We start from the raw sequence: 18,493 nt of genomic DNA, 5'->3' as shown, positions 1-18,493 counted from the left end.
ATGTTCCTTTTAATTTACTCTTCTTCTTGTAATGTGTTTTTTTTAGATTGTGCAATATCTTCAAAGATAGGTTTTGAAATATGTGCTTGTACTAAACGCTCTGCTTCGTCTAAAGCATGTTCAAGTGTATCGTTTAGAATTGTATAGTCAAATCTAGGTGCAGTAGCCATCTCTACAGATGCCTTTGCTATGCGCATGTTTATTTTTTCTTCGCTTTCTGTTTTTCTATTCTTGAGTCTTATTTTTAACTCCTCAACGCTAGGTGGCTTTACAAAAACAGCTAATGTTCTCTCTGGAAATTTTCTTTTAATACGAAGACCGCCAACAACATCAATGTCAAAAATTACATTTTTACCCATAGCCCAAATTCGTTCAATTTCGCTATTTAATGTACCATAAAAATTATCTCTATAAACCTCTTCCCATTCAAGAAAATCATCATTTTTCATATGCTGCTTAAAATCCTTCAAGCTTAAAAAGTAATAATCTTTCCCGTGCTTTTCTTCGCCGCGAGGTTCTCTTGAAGTAGCGGAAACTGAAAACTCTAAGTTGAGGTCTTTTTGCTTTAACAAATGTTTTACTATGGTGGTTTTTCCGCTTCCAGATGGTGCAGAGAACACAATTAATTTTCCTCCTTTATCCATTACAATACATTTAAAGCTTGTTCCTTTATTTTTTCTAACTCGTCCTTCATTTGTACTACGAGTTGTTGCATTTGGGCAAAGTTACTTTTACTACCAATAGTGTTAATTTCTCTTCCTATTTCTTGAGTAATAAAACCTAGTTTTTTTCCATTACTGTCGTCACTATTAATTGCTTCTCTAAAGTAATTTAGATGATTTTGTAGTCTAACTTTTTCCTCTGTAATGTCATATTTTTCTAGGTAGTAGATAAGTTCTTGTTCAAACCTATTTTCATCTACCTTCTCTTTTAAATCAGAAACAGCTGTATGTAGTCGTTCTTTTACATTTGCAATACGTTGCGAATCAATCTCAAGTACTTTTTCTAAATGTTCTTCAATAATGTCAACTCGTTTTAGAAAATCATTTTTAAGTACTTCACCTTCATCAGTTCTATAGGTATTGATTTCTACTAGCGCTTGTTTTACAGCCTTTAAAATTTCAGAAAATTCATCTTCATCAATTTCTTCTCTCGCTGTTTTTAAAGCATCGGGCATTTTAATTGCCATTTTCAATAACTCTATTTTATCTGCATCAACAACTTTAGAAAGTTGATCCATATATTGTTTTACCACCACATCATTAAGCTGCGTTGTAGTTTGTTCACCAGTACTTTCAACAAATAGATTGAAATCTACTTTACCACGAGTAAGTGATTTAGCTAGCATAGTACGTATAGCAAGTTCCTTTTCGCGGTATGATGATGGTACTCTTGAGTTGAGGTCAAGGTTTTTACTGTTGAGTGATTTAATTTCAACAGTTATTTTTTTAGTTGGTAGTTGGATAACGTTTTTACCGTACCCTGTCATTGATTGGATCATAAATTCCTTTAATTAAGGTGTAAAGGTACGGAAATCTATGTGTTGAAGTTAAATGCGATTACCGTCTTTATCAAAGTTTTTATTGAGGTATCTTTCTGTTATAGGAATTGTCGCTAACAACAATGTTGTACTCGCAATAACAGTAATTAGTACAATCTGGGAAGGATATATAACGTACGCAATGGCTGGAATTGTAAAAGCAGCAAGGTTCAATTTTACAAATAGTTTAGTCCAATAGCTATTTGCAGCTTCCCAAACTAGTTCATTTCTCATAGAGCGCTCTGTGCGATATCCATAGAGTGAATTGATTTTTTTAGGCGGAAATTTTAAAAATATTAACGCTAGGACTAGCATTAAAGCACAATAGCCAAAGCTAAAAAGAACTGTTTCGCTATCTATAAGTTGAGGGCTCATTATATTTGGTTGTTTAAAAATTCTAAAACTCTTCGCTCACTATAATAGATTCCGTTAGTCTCATAAAAACCAACGTGACCTCCATGTCTTGGGACTTCTAAATATACAAATTCTAATTTTTTAACCAATTCAAAAGGATAACTTTCATGACATAGAAAGCTGTCATTTTCAGCATTTATTAATAGCACTGGAGTCTTAATATTACTTAAAACATTAATAGAGCTGCTTTTTTCGTAATAATCGTAGGCATCTTTGAAGCCGTGGGCTTTTGCAGTATAGAGATTATCAAAATCTAAAAGCGTTCCAATTTTTTTAAGTTCGTCAGCATTCATAGCTTTAGGGAAATTCACCATTTTCCTTTTGTATTTACTTCGCAAATCATTGATAAATGTTTTACTATATACAAAGTTTTCCCATTTAATTAATTGCTCGAGGGCTCCTCTAAGATGAATAGGAGTTGAAATAGCAACACTATTTTTAATTTGGGATGGAACAGTTTCTCTTTCTCCAAGGTATTTAAGCAATACATTGCCTCCAAGACTATACCCCACTAGGTTAATTTCAGTGTAATTATATTTGTCAATAACGCGATTAATAAATTCGGAAAGATCATCTGTACGTCCACTATTATACGAAAGGTAGAGTCGATTATCTTCGCCACTGCAACCACGATGGTTTATTGCAGCAACGTCCCAACCATTTTTAACCAATAATTTTCCTTGTCCTTTTATATAACTCCGTTGTGCGTTACCTTCTAATCCGTGAAGTAGAATAACAAGTTTATTGCTTTTATTTTCTTCTGAAATATTATAACTCCAGTCTATATCTATAAAATCACCATCGCTAAGTTCTAAGCGTTTTCGTGATTGTTTTAAAGAAGGTGAAGGTCTTAACTTGGCCGAATATATCGTTGAAAAATGGCCGTTTTTAAAAAGTCCTTTTGCTTGGTATGTTGATGGAATTATGGGCATTATTGATAGTGAGATACTTTTGAGATTATACTTTAGTATTTTAAAACTAAGGTACTTGATTTTAGTTGTTAGTGTCAAAGATAAATATATAGTAATGAAAATCATCTCGAGAGTACTTTATGAAAATTACTAAATGTTTTAAAATGACATATTTGAAACGATTGTTTCATTATATTTGTATTTAAATATTAAATTATGCCAAGGGAAATACTCTTTAATGAAGACGAAGTTTTAAAAAAAGTTGTCGACTTATTTTGGCAGAAAGGTTATAATGGCACATCAATGCAAGATTTGTCTTCAGTTTCGGGTCTCAACCGAAGTAGTATTTATAATTCGTTTGGGAGTAAAATCAATTTGTATAAAATAGCTTTAAAAAGATATCAAAAAACAACCGAATCTGACTTTCAAAAAGTACTTTTAGAATCTGATAATAGTAAATCTGCATTATATTTGTTTTTTGATAAAGCAGTTGAAAGTGCTATAAATAATAGTCATGTAAAAGGTTGTTACATTATTAATAGTACTGTTGAGATGTCTCTAAATAACCTTATAATAAAAGAAGTATTAGAAAACACTCAGGAGAATTTACTTCATTTTTTGACAACATTAATTTTAGATGCACAAAAATATGGAACAATTAACTTAGAAGACACTGCGCCTAATTATGCCTATTATTTATATACTTCTTTAAAAGGATTACAAGTTTCAGCGTTGCTTATAAATAATCCACTAACTTTAAAGCATATAACTAGAACAATACTTAAAGTTTTAGACTAAATTTTTATTATGGAATGAACATTTCAAAATAAATAAATTTATTTCTAACTATTTTTAGTATTCTAAATTATTAAAAGATAGGAAATTTAATGTATTTGCTTATTAAGATACCAATTGGTATCTTTGTATATGCGAAATGCAGAAGTAACAAAGGATTTAATACTAAGAGAGAGCGGTAACCTATTTAATACTCAGGGGTATAAAGCTACGTCTATAAGTGATATTACGAAAGCTACTGGTTTAACAAAGGGGGCTATTTACCGTCATTTTGAAAGTAAAAGTGATCTTGAACAGCAAGCACTTCGAAGTCTAGCAAAACTTATGTTTAATGAATTAGGAAGTTCTATTAGTAAGGCAGGCACATTTCAGCTAAAAATGGAGGCGACATTTTCTTTTTTTGAAGAATATATGCACACTCCATTATATGAAGGTGGCTGTCCCATATTAAATGCTGCAACAGAAGCCGATGATACTAATAGCGTGTTGCGTCAACAAGCATTTAATATGTTAGGTCAATTTAAAGCTTCAGCTAAAAAAATTATTGAAAACGGAATTAAGAACAATCAAGTAAAACCAAATACAGATGCTGCGTTCTATGCAACCATCATTATCGCTACCTTAGAAGGTGGTATCATGATGAGTAAATTAGAAGGAAACCCAGAATCTATTTTATTAGCAATTCAACATTTAAGATCACTTACTGATCAAATTTCCATCTAAAAAAAATTGTCTAATTAGATACCAATTGGTATCAACACTAACATGTTATGTATAATCTAGTATTAAAGTCTTTTGGAGTTTTTATCAATTTTACGGCCTTTCTATTTCCCAAGTGGAATTCAAAAAATTCATTTAAAATATTAAGTAAAGTTAAACGTGCAGGTATTTCTGAGGCAGGAGAAGAGTTTTTATCTAAAGCTGAGCAAACTTATTTTGAGGTTGATGATCAATCTTCAGTTTTATATAAGTGGGGAAATGGACCAAAAAAAGTTTTGTTTTTACACGGATGGATGAGTAATAGCCAGCGCTGGTTACCCTATTATAAAAAGCTAGATTTAGATAAGTATACTATGTATGCTTTAGATGCTCCAGGTCACGGTAAATCTAAAACAAATCATCTTAATTTAGAGATGTACCGTTTATCAATAGAAATGACATTGCAAATAATTGGGGATGTTAATACAGTAGTTTGTCACTCATTTAGCAATACGGCACTTACGTATAGCTATCTTGTAAATCCAAAATCTAAAATAGACAAGATTATCGTTATGGGAGCACCGTCAGGTATGGATGCAATATTTGTTTATTTCAAGGAAATGTTAGGGTTATCTGCAAAAGCAATTAAAATTTTAGATGACAGAATAAATAATATTTTAAAAATCTCACATCAACAGATAAAAATTAATAGCTTATTAAATGGCACTTCTCAACCCATATTTGTAGTTCACGACTTTGATGATAAAATAACGCCATATGCACCTATTGAAACAGCTATGGGTAGCAATCCAAAGATTGAAAAAATGATTACCACAGGACTGAAACACGATTTGAAAAGTGAAGAAGTTTACAATAGAGTTATCCAGTTTATTGAAAAGTAAAATTATAATTTTGAAAAAAAATTAATTATGTATTTAAAAGAATTTGAAGTGCGATGGAACGATATAGATGCAAATCGCCACTTAGCTAATAGTGCTTATATTAATTATATGAGTCACACTCGTTTAAGTTTTATGCTTGAAAATGGTTTTGGTCAAGCAAAAATGGTAGAATTTGCAATTGGTCCAGTAGTTTTTTATGAGCATATGTTTTACTTTAAAGAGGTTTTCCCTGGTAAACCAATAAAAGTAAGTCTACAATTAAAAGGAATTAGTGACGACGGAATGTATTTCTCTTTTCAGCACAATTTCTATGACTACAAAGGAAGAAATATAGCTCGTTGCGAAATGATGGGTGGATGGATAGATCTAAACACAAGAAAATTACGACCTCTTCCACAAGAGTTATACGATAACCTTAATAAACTTGATAGAACTGACGATTTTTATACAATTACAAAAGAGCATACAAGACAACATGGACAAGTACCTCAGCACTTAGATTCTGCGGAGTAATGTACTCGTCTGCAAATATTAAAAAAAGCCAAACGTTAATAACGTTTGGCTTTTTAGTATTATAAACTTAACAGTAAGGATTATTGTTCGTTGTTATAGAAAAACTGTTCTTTTACAATTTTACCATTTTTAACCTCGTAGATTCCTAGCTCTTGCATCGTACTACGTTGACCACTTGGTTTGTGAGTTATGTCCATTTCATGACGAACACTAAACCAATTGTCTGCAACCATTGGCTCACTAGTTTTAGCGCTGTGAACTTCAAAGTTTTCACGCCACCATTCTCCTTTTTTTGCAACTTCTTCCATTCCTCTGGCAACTTGATTATCGCTACCTTCCATCTCTACACTTACAATATCTGGACTGTATAATTGCTCGTAACATTTACTTTCTTCACCAGCATTACACCATTTAACTAAATTATCTGCTATTTCTTGAGTTTTCATTTTTATAGGTTTAAAATTAGGACTTTAAATATACAAATAAATTAAAACTAAGCAGTTAAGTCTAATTTATCAAAATGTAAATTGTAAATCTAAGCGGAAGCAGGAATTTTCTTTTTTCGGGTAGTTAAGTACACACCAAAAAAGATTAAAAAAGCAGCACCTATCCTTAAAGGAGATAAACTATCTGCTCCAGTCGCAACAGCAAAAATTGCAGCGATAAGAGGTTGTAAATATATAAATACACCAATTACTGAAGGGCTCAATTGTTTAAGAGCATAAATATTAAAAAGGTAGGTTAGTACCGTAGTGCAAACCACAACAAAACCTAACTGCCATAACTCACTAAAATTTAATCCTGTCCATTCTACTGCAGACAATTGACTCCAGCCAATAGGTAAGTTGATTAAAAATGCAATCAAAAACATAAATTTCATGAGCGTGATTGAACTATACTTACCAACTAATTTTTTCACGAAAATGAGATAAAATGCATACGATGCCGCATTCACAAAAAAGAAGAAATTACCTAATGGTATATTGGGTGCATTGGTTTGAATTTTAGCGCCAAATAATATTAAAAGTAAAGCCCCGCCTAATCCAAGAGCAATACCCACACCTCTAATCAACGTTATTTTTTCACTTAAAATTAGTGCAGATAATATGAGTAATAAAACAGGAGATAGTGTAATAACAACACTACTATTTATGGGTGTTGAAAGTTCTAAGCCTTTAAAAAAAAAGTTCATATTTATCACCATCCCAAAGAGAGCACATATAATAAAACGACCCCAATCTTTTCGGTCAATTTTTTCACGTTGGTAAAAAAGACTGATTATCCAAAACAAAATTGCAGCGCCCGTAACTCTAAGTAATATAAAACCAAAAGGTTCAATTACTTTAGGCATTAATCCTTTTGCTATGGTATGGTTTATTCCGTAGATAAAACTTGCGCTAAAAGCTGCAATTAAGGCTAGAAGTCTAGAATTCATAATATTAAAACAGCTAACTTGAGTGTATAGATTTGTTTGCAGCTTCCACTACTTTTTTACTGTTACCAATAAAAATTTCGTCGTTATTAATGATAACAGGACGTTTTAAAAAAGTATAATGTTCTAAAAGTAAATGTTTATAATCTTCTTCAAGCAATCCAGCATCCTTCAAATTACGTTCTTTATAAAGCCTGGCTCGTTTGCTAAAAAGAGCTTCATAACTTCCAGAAATATTGAACATGTGTTCAATGTCTTCTTCGGTCAATGCCTCTGTTTTAATGTCTTGCTTAATAAACGATTGAGGAATTTTAATCTCTTTCATAATTCGTTTACAGGTATCGCACGTGCTTAAATAAAATATTTTCTGCATAATATAATAGCTTTAATTTCGAAATTTTACGTCGCGATAAAGGTACGGGCATTTCATTTTTTTTTCGCTTATTTTTATGCTAAAAGAACCATAGATGAAATACACAATTGATATCACTTTAAAAAACAGGGACCTATTTTTACAGTTCTTAGAAAAAACCCCTTTGAAATTACTGAACAAAATTCCAGAAGGTTTCAATAACAATATATTTTGGAACATTAAACATACCGTGATAACGCAGCAATTATTAGTATATGGACTCAGTGGATTGCCTATGAATGTTTCAGAAGAAGAAATAACTAAATTTAGAAAAGGAACAGCACCCCAAGGTGACGTAACACAAGAGGAAATAGATTTGTGTAAAAGCCAACTTCACACACTTATAAATAAGACAGAGGAAGATTGGGAAAAAGGACTTTTTATAAATTACAAAGAATACACCGTTACAACTAAAACAACATTGACTTCTGCTCAAGACGCTCTAATTTTCAATAATTTCCATGAAGGAATTCATCTTGGATGTATCCTTGCATTAAAGCGAGCTTTAGGTATTTAGAAGCTAATTTTTGACAGAATAATTTAAAAAAGGTGCAGCCTCTTCAAGAGGTAATTCAATATCAATTGATCCGTCCGCATAACTAGCAATTTCATACGAGTTGTAGTGGATAACTAAATTTCCATTGCTAATTCCTATGGCATTTGATAAGTAAAATGTGTCATTCTCAAACCAAAAAACACCTGCGTTAATATTATCGGTTTTAGATAAATTATAATTTTCTCGAAGCTTATTTTCAGCAAGTACTGTTAACGCATTTTTATCTTTTATAAATTGGTTATTTGTAATGACTTCGCCCGTTTTAGAATCTACATTTAAGAAGGAAACTGAGTTGTATCCGTGTGCGCCGCCTGTATAGCTATACTGAGACATTTCAATTGAAATTAAATCATCACTTCGGAAATTTTCAATAACGATAACCTCTGCTTCATATTCATTGATTTCAGGAAATTCGCTCGTGTCTCTCCAGTAATCTTTGATGAAATATTGTATAGCTTCGTTTGGGTTTGTAGCAATTGCCGCAGCTGCAGGGTCGCCCAAATTTAATGAATTAATAATAAAATTGTTGATACTGTCATTAAGTGCTCTTGTTTTTTTTGCGTCAATTTCATATTGTATATATTCTACTAAAACCTCTGGGCAAGCTGCAGTTGCACATTCGGTTAAAGTAGATTGATCAATAGTTATCTCAATTGGTTCTTTCAAAGAAGAATTACAACTAATAAAAAGTAACGATAAAATTAAAACAGAAGCAAATTTGTCAATCATAGCACAAAATTACGACAGTTTTTTAGAAGAGAAAGGAAACTAGTAGTTTTGAATTAAGAATTTTGAACACTTAAAAACTAATAATAGATAACTTATCTAAATATTATTATGCCTTATTTTCAATTTTCAAACAGATATAGTAATTAATAATAAACTCCCGCTTTGGGCTTAGGTATGAAATTTAATACAAAAACAATACACGGAGGTCAACATAATGTAGATCCAGCTTATGGTAGTGTAATGCCTCCTATTTATCAAACAAGCACCTATTCGCAGACAACTCCAGGAGGACATAAAGGTTTTGAATACTCTCGAAGCGGAAACCCAACTAGAGCAGCTTTAGAAAGTAATCTAGCTAGTATTGAAAATGGCGAATATGGTCTTGCTTTTGGGAGTGGATTAGCAGCTATAGATGCTGTAATTAAATTATTAAACCCTGGCGACGAAGTAATCTCTACGAACGATTTGTACGGAGGTAGCTACCGTTTATTTACTAAAATATTTGAAGGTTTTGGAATCAAATTTCATTTTGTTGGTATGAGTAATGCTGCAAATATTGAAAACTTTATAAACGATAAAACTAAACTTATTTGGGTAGAGACTCCTACAAACCCAATGATGAATATTATTGATATTAAAGCCGCTGCAAGTATCGCTAAAAAGCATAATGTACTCTTGGCAGTAGATAACACTTTTGCAACGCCATATTTACAAACGCCACTAGATTTAGGGGCTGATATTGTTATGCATTCGGCAACTAAATACCTAGGAGGACATAGCGATGTAGTTATGGGTGCACTCATTGTAAAAGATCAAGAGCTAGCAAAGAAACTCTATTTTATTCAGAATGCTAGTGGTGCTATTTGTGGTCCTCAAGATAGTTTTTTAGTGTTGAGAGGGATTAAAACATTGCACATACGTATGCAACGCCATTGCGAAAATGGGAAAGTAATTGCGAAGTATCTAGCAAGTAATCCAAAGATTGAAAAAGTGTATTGGCCAGGGTTTGAAGATCACCCTAATCACGATATTGCTAAAGAGCAAATGAAAGATTTTGGAGGTATGATTTCCTTTGTTACAAAAGGTAATAATTATAACGATGCAATTAAAATAGTTGAAAAGCTAAAAGTTTTTACTTTAGCCGAAAGTTTAGGTGGAGTAGAGTCTTTAGCAGGTCATCCAGCAAGCATGACTCACGCCAGCATCCCCAAGGAAGAAAGAGAAAAAACAGGCGTTGTAGATTCATTGATTAGATTAAGTGTAGGTATTGAAGATGCTTTCGATTTAATTGAAGATTTAAAACAAGCTATTGGCTAATTAAAGAAATATTTTAAAAAAACTCTTTAATATAAAAACTGCGGAAACTTTCAATGTTGAAAATTTCCGCAGTTTTTATATACTACTACATAACTGTTGAGTATTGTTTAGAAAATTAATCTAAGTAATAGATATACCCTAAGTTTAACCAATACATCCAGTCATTAGCTTTGTTTTCAGGTACTGGAGTTGTTCCATTGTTTTCAAATGATGGGTTTAAACCATCAACCCAGTCACTAAAATAGTATGTCCAGCGACTATCTAGCATTAAATCGGCATAGTCATTTAACTTGTAACGAACACCTATACTCCATAAAACACCCCAAGTAGAATCTCCTTCTTGTTGGTATGCGTTAATATATTTAGGTGGTGATGCAAAAGGGGTATTTAAATTTCCATCAGGTGCTAAACTTGAAGAAATTTCTGGATCAAAATTAACATAGTGAACCCCAAAACTTACAAAAGGTGCAAATGAATAGGAGTGTGCTGCAAAATCTCTAATACTCAAAGGAAAGTATTCAATTTGTGAGCCTATTTCTATAATACGTGTGCTTCCACTAACGGCTCTTAATTGATCTGAAAACAAACTAGTTTCATCAGGCTCTACAAGAGGACCATAATGTTGTAGTTGTGTTTTATGATAATTAAGTTCGTTTCTTAATTTAAAGTGATCATTAAAGTAAGTATCTCTTGTGTAACAGTTACAATCTGCACGGTATGAAAAGTTAAGGTAGTGGACAATTCCAAAACCAATAGTAGTGTTCCCTACATTTGTTTCAGAATTACCTCTAATACCATAATCTGAGTATAAGGCGACGGGACCAGTAATAACACCAATTTCATGAGAAAAACCGGCTTGAGCGTTAATGTCTTGCTTACATAAAGCTATTAGACATAATACCAATAGGAAAATTCTGGTATTCATTAGAAGTTAAAGTTTAGGTTTAGGACGCAACAAATATATAAAATTTGGGCAAACACTGAAATTTAAACCCTTTATTAAAGCGGTTTAACGATAAATCATCAATTATCAAGCTTAATAATTAACAATATGTGACTACATAATTGAAACGGTCAATTTACTATATGATTGTAATGTATTGATATTTTGATGTAATTTTATGATATCAATATGTTTAGTTGTTTATTTTTGCTGAAACTTTATCAACATTAAAATTTCGGCTATAACAAAAAAGTCCGAAACTTTCAATTAGAGTTACTTAACGGTACTCTGAATAAATTATATCAACTATGAAGCAAAGTATCAAAGACTTTATCGCCGGTGTAGAAAAATCAAATCCAAACGAGCCGGAATTTTTACAAGCAGTAACTGAGGTTGCTGAAACGGTAATACCTTTTATTGAGGCAAATGAAACATATCAAGGTAAGAAATTACTTGAGCGTATGGTTGAGCCAGAGCGTACTATTATGTTTAGAGTAGCATGGACTGATGACAGTGGAGAAATCCAAGTTAACAGAGGTTACCGTGTTGAGTACAATTCTGCGATAGGACCATACAAAGGTGGACTTCGTTTTCACCCAACAGTAAATTTATCAATACTTAAGTTTTTAGGTTTCGAACAAACTTTCAAAAACAGCTTAACAACATTGCCTATGGGTGGTGGTAAAGGTGGTAGTGATTTTGACCCAAAAGGAAAGAGTGATGCTGAAGTAATGCGTTTTTGCCAAAGCTTTATGACGGAACTTTCTCGTCATATTGGACCAAATACTGATGTTCCTGCTGGGGATATTGGAGTTGGAGGACGTGAAATTGGTTATATGTTTGGACAATATAAAAGAATAGCAAACGAGTTTACAGGAATTCTTACAGGAAAAGGACGTTCTTACGGAGGTTCATTAATTCGTCCAGAAGCAACAGGATACGGTAACGTATATTTCGCAAAAAACATGCTTGCAACTAAAGGTGAAAGTTTTAAAGGTAAAACGGTTGTAATTTCAGGTTCAGGAAACGTAGCACAATACGCTGCTGAAAAAGCAATGGAGTTTGGTGGTAAAGTAATTACGATGTCAGATTCTGGTGGTTTTATTTATGATGCTGAAGGTTTAAACGAAGAGAAGTTAGCTTTCATCATGAATCTTAAAAATGTAAAGCGTGGTCGTATTAGCGAGTATGTTTCAAAATACCCAGGAGCTAAATATACTGAAGGTGAAAGACCTTGGGGTGTAAAATGTGATATTGCATTACCTTGTGCAACTCAAAATGAACTTGATGCTAAAGAAGCTAAAACGCTTGTAGATAATGGTTGTATTTGTGTAAGTGAAGGAGCAAATATGCCTTCTACTCCTGAAGCTATTGAGGTATTTACTGAAGCAAAAATATTATTTGCTCCAGGTAAAGCTTCTAACGCTGGTGGTGTTGCTACATCTGGACTTGAAATGTCTCAAAACTCATTACGAATGAGCTGGACAGCTAAGGAAGTAGATGAAAAACTACACAACATTATGAACGATATTCACGCTGCTTGTGTTGAATATGGTAAAGATGGTGATGGTTACGTAGATTACGTAAAAGGAGCTAATGTTGCAGGATTTGTTAAAGTTGCAGATGCAATGATGGCACAAGGTGTAGTATAATATTTGAAATAAAATATAGTATTTTATAAAATAAAAAGGTTGCCATTGTTGGCAACCTTTTTAAATTGCGACAATTACAATAATAAATCTTGGTAACTGTTATATTATCTATGGAATTAGTGCACATTAAAAGATCAATTTTAGGAGTATTTTTATTTGTTTCTTCATTGATGCAGGCTCAAAACTTTGAAGATCTGTGGACAGACTATTTTTCGTATGTATCTATTAAGGATATTTCGCAAGGAGATGACCAAATATTTGTTGCAGCAGAAAATGCAGTGTTTATTTATGATCTATCTACTGAGGAGATAACAACTATTTCAAGTGTTCAAGGTCTTTCAGGAGAAGCTATTTCTGCTATGCATTATAGTCAGGAAACTGATTTACTAACCATAGGCTATGAAAACGGACTTATAGAAGTTGTCAATACTGCAGAGGATTATGATGTTCTTAAAGTTGTTGATATTCTTGACAAGTTGAATATTCCACCTAATACAAAACGCATTAACCATTTTACAGAAAATGAAGGGAAGTTATATGTTTCTACGCAGTTTGGTATTTCGGTATACGATTTAGAACGCTTAGAGTTTGGAGACACTTACTTTATAGGTGATGGAGGAATGCAAATTGATATTAGTCAAACAACTATTGCCTTGCCTTATATATATGCAGCAACGACCGAAAATGGAATTAGACGCGCAATATTAGAAGACGATAATATTATTGATTTTGCAAATTGGGAAACAGTAGTTTCAGGAAATTTTATAGGAATACAGACTCTAGGCACTAGAGTTTTAGCTGCTAATAGTAATAATCGTGTTTTTAGATTGTTGGGAGGTACAACCCCTGAGCAAGTTGCAGCTTATGCTAATAACATCCAAGATTTTGAAGTAAACAATGCCTTGCTTACAGTAACTACAACCGAACAAATTTTCGCTTACTCTCAAGGTTTCATACAAGAGGCTTCAGTAACTAGTTTGCCAGATTTCGATTATAATTTACAAACAGGATACAGTTTTGGCAACTACTTCTATTTAGGAACTACAGAGCAAGGTTTACTAAGAGTGCCTTTTAGTTCAACTCTAGCAGAACAAATATTACCAGATGGACCATTATTTAATCAACCTTTTGCAGTAGATGCAACAGCTGGACAATTATGGGTAAGTTTTGGTGCAGTTACGGTAGATTTTAATCCTAACCCAACAACTAGAAAAGGGGTTAGTAGATTAAATGAAGAGCAATGGACAAATTTTAAGCATGATGATATCGCGGCATCACTTGGTGCAGATAGAATTAATAATATTGTTGAGGTTACAATAAATCCAGAGGAACCTGATCAGGTTTACTTTTCATCATTTTTAAGTGGATTGCTTCGTTTTGAAAATCAAGAACCAAGTGTATTATATAATGAAAATAATAGTCCGCTTGAAAATCCAATTTTTGGAGGACCGGCAGGAGTCCGTTTATATGGTTCTGACTTTGATAGAGATGGGAATCTTTGGTTTTTACAAACCTTAGTAGATGATGCTTTAGTAAAACTTTCGCCTACAAGTCAATTTCAGCGTATTGATGTCTCTAACATATCTGGTGGTCGAGAGGAGTTGGCCTATAGTCAACTAGCAATTAGCCGAGAAAACTACGTGTTTTTTGGAGGAACTCCCACAGGACTTATTGGTTATAACCCTAGTAATGGACAACTTAAGTCTATTGGAGAAGGAGAAGGTCCAGGTGCTGGATTGCCTTCTTCAGACATTAGAGCTTTAGCTTTTGATGCTCAAAACAGATTATGGATAGGGACTTTAAGAGGATTGAGAGTTTTGTTTAATCCAGGTAGTTTTTTTAACGATGGGACTGAGCCAGAAGCCCAATCAATTATTTTTGAAGACGATGAGGGTGTAGGGCAAGAATTACTTTTTGAACAAATTGTTACCTCTATTGTTGTAGACGGATCAAATAATAAATGGATAGGTACTTCAACATCTGGAGTGTTTCTTCTAAGTTCAAATGGACAAGAAACATTACTTCGATTTACAGATGAAAATTCACCTTTACCTTCAAATAATATTCAGGATATAGCAATAGATCCATTTACAGGGGTAGTGTATTTTGCAACATTAAATGGTCTTGTTGCTTATAAAGGAAGCGCAACTGCGCCAAGGGATAATTTAGAAGAGGTTTTTGCTTTCCCAAATCCAGTACGACCTGGCTTTGAGGGAAATGTAACCATTGATGGACTAACGGAGAATGCGAATGTGAAAATTACCGATCTAGAAGGAAATCTAGTTTTTCAGAAAACAAGCGAAGGGGGAAGTGTTCAATGGGATACAAGAGCCTTTGGGAGGTATAAAGTGGCATCTGGAGTTTATATGGTTTTAATTACAAGTGAAGATGCACTTGAAACAACAATCAAGAAAATAATGATTGTTCGCTAATGGTAGAGACAACGCGAGCTATTGTATTTTCATCCATAAAATATGCTGAAGCAGATTTAATTGTAACAGCTTATACTAAAAATAGCGGACTCAAAACATATTTATTACGTGGAGTTTTGAAATCTAAGAAAGGAAAGTTAAAGGCTTCGTATTTTCAGCCATTGACGCAATTAGAAATTGTTGCTCACCATAAAAATAAGGGAACCCTTGAGCGAATAAGTGAGGTGAAAGTTGCCTATCCTTATAACACCCTCCATACTGAAATTGTAAAATCTTCCCTCGTAATGTTTTTAGCCGAAATGTTAAAAAACGTAGTGCAGGAAGAAGAAGAAAACGAAATCTTGTTTCAATACATTGAAGCTTCGTTGCAATGGCTAGACAATCATGAATCAATTGCAAATTTTCATATTTTATTTTTATTGAAGTTGACAGAATATTTAGGCTTCTATCCAGATACATCAAACGCTCATTTACAGTACTTTAATTTAGCAGAAGGTTTGTTTGAAGATCAAGATGTCTCTATTTACTCCTATTCAGGAGCTGTTGTTGGTAATTTAAGGCAGTTTTTCGGCATAAATTTTGAGGCAATGTCCGGAATCAAACTAACTAAAAAAGAACGACTAGATGTTTTAAATTTAGTGCTAGATTATTACAATTTACACCTGCAGAATTTCACAAAACCAAAATCTCTAGTTGTGCTAAACCAACTTTTTAACTAATGAAAAAACTATTTCTCTGCCTACTCTTAATTACTATCTCAGCCCAACTTTACGCCCAAAAAATTCAAGTTTTCGATCAGGAACATCAATCTGCAATTCCTGGAGTGGCCATTTTTAATAATGATAAATCTAAAAGCGGTGTTACTGATTTCGATGGATTTGTTGATATTTCAGAATTTGCTACTAATGAAATCTTAACATTTCAGCATATTGCACACCAAGTTTTAAAACTAACAAAAGCTGAAATTAGCAAGGCAGATAATAAAGTGTTTATGACTATTGATGCCAATGGGTTAGATGAAATTGTACTTTCAGTTTCTAAATTTGGTCAAAAAAAGAAAGATATTCCACAACAAATAGTTTCAGTAACAAGTGAAGATGTACTTTTTAGTAATCCTCAAACTGCTGCAGATTTACTTCAATCAAGTGGATCAGTATATGTTCAAAAAAGTCAGCTTGGAGGTGGAAGTCCTTTAATTCGTGGTTTTTCAACAAATAGATTGCTTATCGCTGTAGATGGTGTACGATTTAATAACGCTATTTTTAGAGCCGGAAATGTTCAAAATGTTATATCAATAGATCCTTTTGCAGTTGAAAATACAGAAGTGATTTTAGGGCCAGGTTCCGTTGTATATGGTAGTGACGCTATAGGTGGTGTGATGAATTTCTATACAAAGAAGCCTAAGTTTTCTTTTGAAGAGGGTCTTTCGGTTTCTGGAAATGCAACAGCACGTTATGCAACTGCAAATAATGAAAAAACAGGACATTTCGATTTTAATATAGGTGCTAAGGAATGGGCTTTTTTAACAAGTGTAACGTTTAGTGATTTTGACGATTTGAGAATGGGTAGTAATGGCCCAGACGATTATTTAAGAAACGAATATGTGGAGACGATAAATGGTGTTGATACTGTTGTTCAAAATGATGACCCAAGAGTTCAGGTAACTACAGGTTATCATCAAATAAATACGATGCAGAAAATAAGATACATGCCAAGTGAAAAATGGAATTTTGACCTTGGATTATTTTATACAACTACTAGTGATTACTCACGATACGACAGATTAATTAGACGTAAAAATGGTGAACTTAGATCTTCTGAATGGTATTACGGACCACAGGAGTGGATTTCTGGAAATTTACAAGCTAGAAATACGGCATATAATAACAGTTTTTATGACGAGAGTGTAGCAACAATTTCGTATCAACGATTTAAAGAAAGTAGAAATGATAGAGATTTTGGAGATACTATTTTATTTCAAACCGAAGAGATTGTAAATGCTTACACAGCAGCCTGGGATTTTGAAAAAGACTGGAGAAGCTCAAAATTCAACTATGGAGTTGAGTATGTATTTAATAAAGTTAATTCAACAGGAGAACAAACCGATATTACAAATGGAGTTTCTACAAGAGATGTTTCTCGGTATCCAGATGGCGCAACTTGGCAATCGATAGCAGCATACGTAAGCACAAATTTCAAGTTTACAGATAAGTTATCATTTCAAGCTGGAGCACGGTACAACCACATTTTAGTAGATGCAACTTTTGATGAAACTTTGTATGATCTACCTTTTACCGATGCAAATATTGATGCAGGCGCCTTAACAGGTTCAGCAGGAATAGCGTATAATCCAAATGATTTACTAGGATGGAGGCTAAATTTCGGAACAGCTTTTAGAGCACCAAATATTGATGATGTAGGTAAAGTTTTTGACAGTGAGCCAGGAAGCGTTGTTGTTCCTAATCCAGATTTAGAACCAGAATATGCATATAACGGAGAGGTTGGGACTACTTTAAATTTTGATAATATCGTTAAGGTGGATTTAGCACTTTTCTATACAGTATTGAAAGATGCTTTAGTAAGAAGAGATTTTGAACTAGATGGCGAAACCGAAATTGAATTCCAAGGTGAACTTAGTAATGTGCAAGCAATACAAAATGCGGCTAGATCTGAAGTTTATGGTTTTGAAGCAGGTCTTGAAGTGAACTTTTCAAAAGCATTACAACTTACCGCTCAATATAATATTACAGATGGATTTACGGAAGAAGAAAATGGTGAGCAAACACCTATTCGTCATGCTGCGCCACAATTTGGTAATGGTCACTTAATTTATGGTAAAGGGAAGTTCAAGTTTGATGCTTTTGCAATTTTCAATGGTCAATTTGATTTCCAAGACTTAGCACCTAGTCAAGTAAGTAATGACTATTTATATGCCAAAGACGAAGATGGAAATCCTTATTCTCCACGATGGTACACACTTAACTTTGGTGCACAGTATCAACTTACAGAAGCACTACATTTAAATGCAACTTTAGAAAATATTACAGATCAACGTTACCAAACGTATTCTTCAGGTATAGCAGCTCCGGGAAGAAATTTAATCTTGGCTGCTAGCTACAAATTTTAAAAAACAAATTAATTATAACAAAGGGCTTTTTACCGCTACAAAAAGGGGTGAAAACCCCTTTAGTAATTTTGATGCTAATGCTACTTTTGTGTTAAACTAGACAGATAATGTTTAAAAAA

The 18,493-nt window shown here is 33.2% G+C and carries 19 protein-coding genes; 10 read left to right on the top strand and 9 right to left on the bottom strand.

Annotated features, from left to right (window positions below; all coding sequences use genetic code 11):
- Positions 1 to 14: 14 nt before the first annotated feature.
- The 4 genes from gmk to GBH57_RS03095 are packed head-to-tail and all read right to left on the bottom strand — an operon-like array spanning position 15 to position 2,886.
- Positions 15 to 644 (bottom strand): guanylate kinase, encoded by a 630-nt coding sequence (gmk, locus tag GBH57_RS03110; protein WP_151672586.1) that lies wholly within the window; start codon positions 642 to 644, stop codon positions 15 to 17.
- Positions 644 to 1,501: a YicC/YloC family endoribonuclease gene (locus GBH57_RS03105; RefSeq protein ID WP_151672585.1), complete on the bottom strand. Its 858-nt coding sequence runs from the start codon at positions 1,499 to 1,501 to the stop codon at positions 644 to 646. Before GBH57_RS03105 ends, gmk begins: the two co-directional genes overlap by 1 nt.
- Before the next feature lie 48 nt (positions 1,502 to 1,549).
- On the bottom strand, positions 1,550 to 1,915 hold the full coding sequence (locus GBH57_RS03100) for an SdpI family protein (RefSeq protein WP_151672584.1): 366 nt from the start codon (positions 1,913 to 1,915) through the stop codon (positions 1,550 to 1,552).
- A complete protein-coding gene (locus tag GBH57_RS03095) occupies positions 1,915 to 2,886 on the bottom strand; it encodes a YheT family hydrolase (protein ID WP_151672583.1) in 972 nt (323 codons plus the stop codon). The genes GBH57_RS03100 and GBH57_RS03095 overlap by 1 nt, the downstream gene beginning before the upstream one ends.
- Positions 2,887 to 3,081: 195 nt before the next feature.
- Between GBH57_RS03095 and GBH57_RS03090 the strand changes: the two genes are divergently transcribed.
- From GBH57_RS03090 to GBH57_RS03075, 4 genes are all read left to right on the top strand, one after another.
- The gene (locus GBH57_RS03090; protein ID WP_151672582.1) at positions 3,082 to 3,663 is read left to right on the top strand and encodes a TetR/AcrR family transcriptional regulator; all 582 of its coding nucleotides are present in this window, start codon (positions 3,082 to 3,084) and stop codon (positions 3,661 to 3,663) included.
- 129 nt (positions 3,664 to 3,792) lie between these two features.
- Entirely contained in the window at positions 3,793 to 4,383 is a 591-nt protein-coding gene (locus tag GBH57_RS03085; protein ID WP_151672581.1) for a TetR/AcrR family transcriptional regulator, read from the top strand.
- A gap of 47 nt (positions 4,384 to 4,430) precedes the next feature.
- Positions 4,431 to 5,261 carry an alpha/beta hydrolase gene (locus GBH57_RS03080; protein ID WP_151672580.1) on the top strand — a complete coding sequence of 277 codons (831 nt, stop codon included), beginning with the start codon at positions 4,431 to 4,433 and terminating at the stop codon, positions 5,259 to 5,261.
- 27 nt (positions 5,262 to 5,288) lie between these two features.
- Positions 5,289 to 5,774 (top strand): acyl-CoA thioesterase, encoded by a 486-nt coding sequence (locus GBH57_RS03075; RefSeq protein WP_151672579.1) that lies wholly within the window; start codon positions 5,289 to 5,291, stop codon positions 5,772 to 5,774.
- 80 nt (positions 5,775 to 5,854) lie between these two features.
- On the opposite strand, the gene GBH57_RS03070 is transcribed toward GBH57_RS03075, so the two are convergent.
- The 3 genes from GBH57_RS03070 to GBH57_RS03060 all read right to left on the bottom strand — a co-directional run bounded on the left by GBH57_RS03070 (position 5,855) and on the right by GBH57_RS03060 (position 7,579).
- Positions 5,855 to 6,220, bottom strand: coding sequence for a nuclear transport factor 2 family protein (locus GBH57_RS03070; RefSeq protein WP_151672578.1), 366 nt, complete (start codon positions 6,218 to 6,220; stop codon positions 5,855 to 5,857).
- 89 nt (positions 6,221 to 6,309) lie between these two features.
- The gene (locus GBH57_RS03065; RefSeq protein ID WP_151672577.1) at positions 6,310 to 7,209 is read right to left on the bottom strand and encodes a DMT family transporter; all 900 of its coding nucleotides are present in this window, start codon (positions 7,207 to 7,209) and stop codon (positions 6,310 to 6,312) included.
- Positions 7,210 to 7,222: 13 nt separating this feature from the next.
- Positions 7,223 to 7,579: an arsenate reductase family protein gene (locus GBH57_RS03060; protein ID WP_151672576.1), complete on the bottom strand. Its 357-nt coding sequence runs from the start codon at positions 7,577 to 7,579 to the stop codon at positions 7,223 to 7,225.
- A gap of 94 nt (positions 7,580 to 7,673) precedes the next feature.
- Between GBH57_RS03060 and GBH57_RS03055 the strand changes: the two genes are divergently transcribed.
- The gene (locus GBH57_RS03055) at positions 7,674 to 8,135 is read left to right on the top strand and encodes a DinB family protein (protein ID WP_151672575.1); all 462 of its coding nucleotides are present in this window, start codon (positions 7,674 to 7,676) and stop codon (positions 8,133 to 8,135) included.
- A 3-nt stretch (positions 8,136 to 8,138) separates the two neighbouring features.
- On the opposite strand, the gene GBH57_RS03050 is transcribed toward GBH57_RS03055, so the two are convergent.
- Positions 8,139 to 8,903 carry a DUF3298 and DUF4163 domain-containing protein gene (locus tag GBH57_RS03050; protein WP_151672574.1) on the bottom strand — a complete coding sequence of 255 codons (765 nt, stop codon included), beginning with the start codon at positions 8,901 to 8,903 and terminating at the stop codon, positions 8,139 to 8,141.
- 174 nt (positions 8,904 to 9,077) lie between these two features.
- Here GBH57_RS03050 and GBH57_RS03045 point away from each other — a divergent pair, with 174 nt between their 5' ends.
- Positions 9,078 to 10,220, top strand: a complete 1,143-nt coding sequence (locus GBH57_RS03045) for a cystathionine gamma-synthase (RefSeq protein WP_151672573.1) — start codon at positions 9,078 to 9,080, stop codon at positions 10,218 to 10,220.
- 115 nt (positions 10,221 to 10,335) lie between these two features.
- Here GBH57_RS03045 and GBH57_RS03040 read toward each other — a convergent pair whose 3' ends face one another.
- Positions 10,336 to 11,145 carry a THC0290_0291 family protein gene (locus GBH57_RS03040; protein WP_151672572.1) on the bottom strand — a complete coding sequence of 270 codons (810 nt, stop codon included), beginning with the start codon at positions 11,143 to 11,145 and terminating at the stop codon, positions 10,336 to 10,338.
- Positions 11,146 to 11,471: 326 nt separating this feature from the next.
- On the opposite strand from GBH57_RS03040, the gene gdhA reads away from it, so the two are divergent.
- The 4 genes from gdhA (at position 11,472) to GBH57_RS03020 (ending at position 18,374) form a co-directional block, all read left to right on the top strand.
- The gene (gdhA, locus tag GBH57_RS03035; protein ID WP_151672571.1) at positions 11,472 to 12,815 is read left to right on the top strand and encodes an NADP-specific glutamate dehydrogenase; all 1,344 of its coding nucleotides are present in this window, start codon (positions 11,472 to 11,474) and stop codon (positions 12,813 to 12,815) included.
- Between the two features lie 110 nt (positions 12,816 to 12,925).
- Complete coding sequence (porZ, locus tag GBH57_RS03030; RefSeq protein ID WP_151672570.1) at positions 12,926 to 15,247, top strand: type IX secretion system anionic LPS delivery protein PorZ; 2,322 nt, start codon at positions 12,926 to 12,928, stop codon at positions 15,245 to 15,247.
- The gene (recO, locus tag GBH57_RS03025) at positions 15,247 to 15,966 is read left to right on the top strand and encodes a DNA repair protein RecO (RefSeq protein ID WP_151672569.1); all 720 of its coding nucleotides are present in this window, start codon (positions 15,247 to 15,249) and stop codon (positions 15,964 to 15,966) included. Before porZ ends, recO begins: the two co-directional genes overlap by 1 nt.
- On the top strand, positions 15,966 to 18,374 hold the full coding sequence (locus GBH57_RS03020; RefSeq protein ID WP_151672568.1) for a TonB-dependent receptor plug domain-containing protein: 2,409 nt from the start codon (positions 15,966 to 15,968) through the stop codon (positions 18,372 to 18,374). Before recO ends, GBH57_RS03020 begins: the two co-directional genes overlap by 1 nt.
- Positions 18,375 to 18,493: the final 119 nt, after the last annotated feature.

The organism is Patiriisocius marinus, from assembly GCF_008974325.1.
In the GTDB taxonomy this organism is placed as follows: Bacteria; Bacteroidota; Bacteroidia; order Flavobacteriales; family Flavobacteriaceae; genus Patiriisocius; species Patiriisocius marinus.
This window is presented reverse-complemented; position numbering and strand designations above follow the sequence as displayed.

Excerpts from the sequence above, each read along its gene's own strand:
- gmk (WP_151672586.1), bottom strand. The coding sequence starts at position 644 with ATGGATAAAGGAGGAAAATTAATTGTGTTCTCTGCACCATCTGGAAGC.
- GBH57_RS03105 (WP_151672585.1), bottom strand. The coding sequence starts at position 1,501 with ATGATCCAATCAATGACAGGGTACGGTAAAAACGTTATCCAACTACCA.
- GBH57_RS03100 (WP_151672584.1), bottom strand. The coding sequence starts at position 1,915 with ATGAGCCCTCAACTTATAGATAGCGAAACAGTTCTTTTTAGCTTTGGC.
- GBH57_RS03095 (WP_151672583.1), bottom strand. The coding sequence starts at position 2,886 with ATGCCCATAATTCCATCAACATACCAAGCAAAAGGACTTTTTAAAAAC.
- GBH57_RS03090 (WP_151672582.1), top strand. The coding sequence starts at position 3,082 with ATGCCAAGGGAAATACTCTTTAATGAAGACGAAGTTTTAAAAAAAGTT.
- GBH57_RS03085 (WP_151672581.1), top strand. The coding sequence starts at position 3,793 with ATGCGAAATGCAGAAGTAACAAAGGATTTAATACTAAGAGAGAGCGGT.
- GBH57_RS03080 (WP_151672580.1), top strand. The coding sequence starts at position 4,431 with ATGTATAATCTAGTATTAAAGTCTTTTGGAGTTTTTATCAATTTTACG.
- GBH57_RS03075 (WP_151672579.1), top strand. The coding sequence starts at position 5,289 with ATGTATTTAAAAGAATTTGAAGTGCGATGGAACGATATAGATGCAAAT.
- GBH57_RS03070 (WP_151672578.1), bottom strand. The coding sequence starts at position 6,220 with ATGAAAACTCAAGAAATAGCAGATAATTTAGTTAAATGGTGTAATGCT.
- GBH57_RS03065 (WP_151672577.1), bottom strand. The coding sequence starts at position 7,209 with ATGAATTCTAGACTTCTAGCCTTAATTGCAGCTTTTAGCGCAAGTTTT.
- GBH57_RS03060 (WP_151672576.1), bottom strand. The coding sequence starts at position 7,579 with ATGCAGAAAATATTTTATTTAAGCACGTGCGATACCTGTAAACGAATT.
- GBH57_RS03055 (WP_151672575.1), top strand. The coding sequence starts at position 7,674 with ATGAAATACACAATTGATATCACTTTAAAAAACAGGGACCTATTTTTA.
- GBH57_RS03050 (WP_151672574.1), bottom strand. The coding sequence starts at position 8,903 with ATGATTGACAAATTTGCTTCTGTTTTAATTTTATCGTTACTTTTTATT.
- GBH57_RS03045 (WP_151672573.1), top strand. The coding sequence starts at position 9,078 with ATGAAATTTAATACAAAAACAATACACGGAGGTCAACATAATGTAGAT.
- GBH57_RS03040 (WP_151672572.1), bottom strand. The coding sequence starts at position 11,145 with ATGAATACCAGAATTTTCCTATTGGTATTATGTCTAATAGCTTTATGT.
- gdhA (WP_151672571.1), top strand. The coding sequence starts at position 11,472 with ATGAAGCAAAGTATCAAAGACTTTATCGCCGGTGTAGAAAAATCAAAT.
- porZ (WP_151672570.1), top strand. The coding sequence starts at position 12,926 with ATGGAATTAGTGCACATTAAAAGATCAATTTTAGGAGTATTTTTATTT.
- recO (WP_151672569.1), top strand. The coding sequence starts at position 15,247 with ATGGTAGAGACAACGCGAGCTATTGTATTTTCATCCATAAAATATGCT.
- GBH57_RS03020 (WP_151672568.1), top strand. The coding sequence starts at position 15,966 with ATGAAAAAACTATTTCTCTGCCTACTCTTAATTACTATCTCAGCCCAA.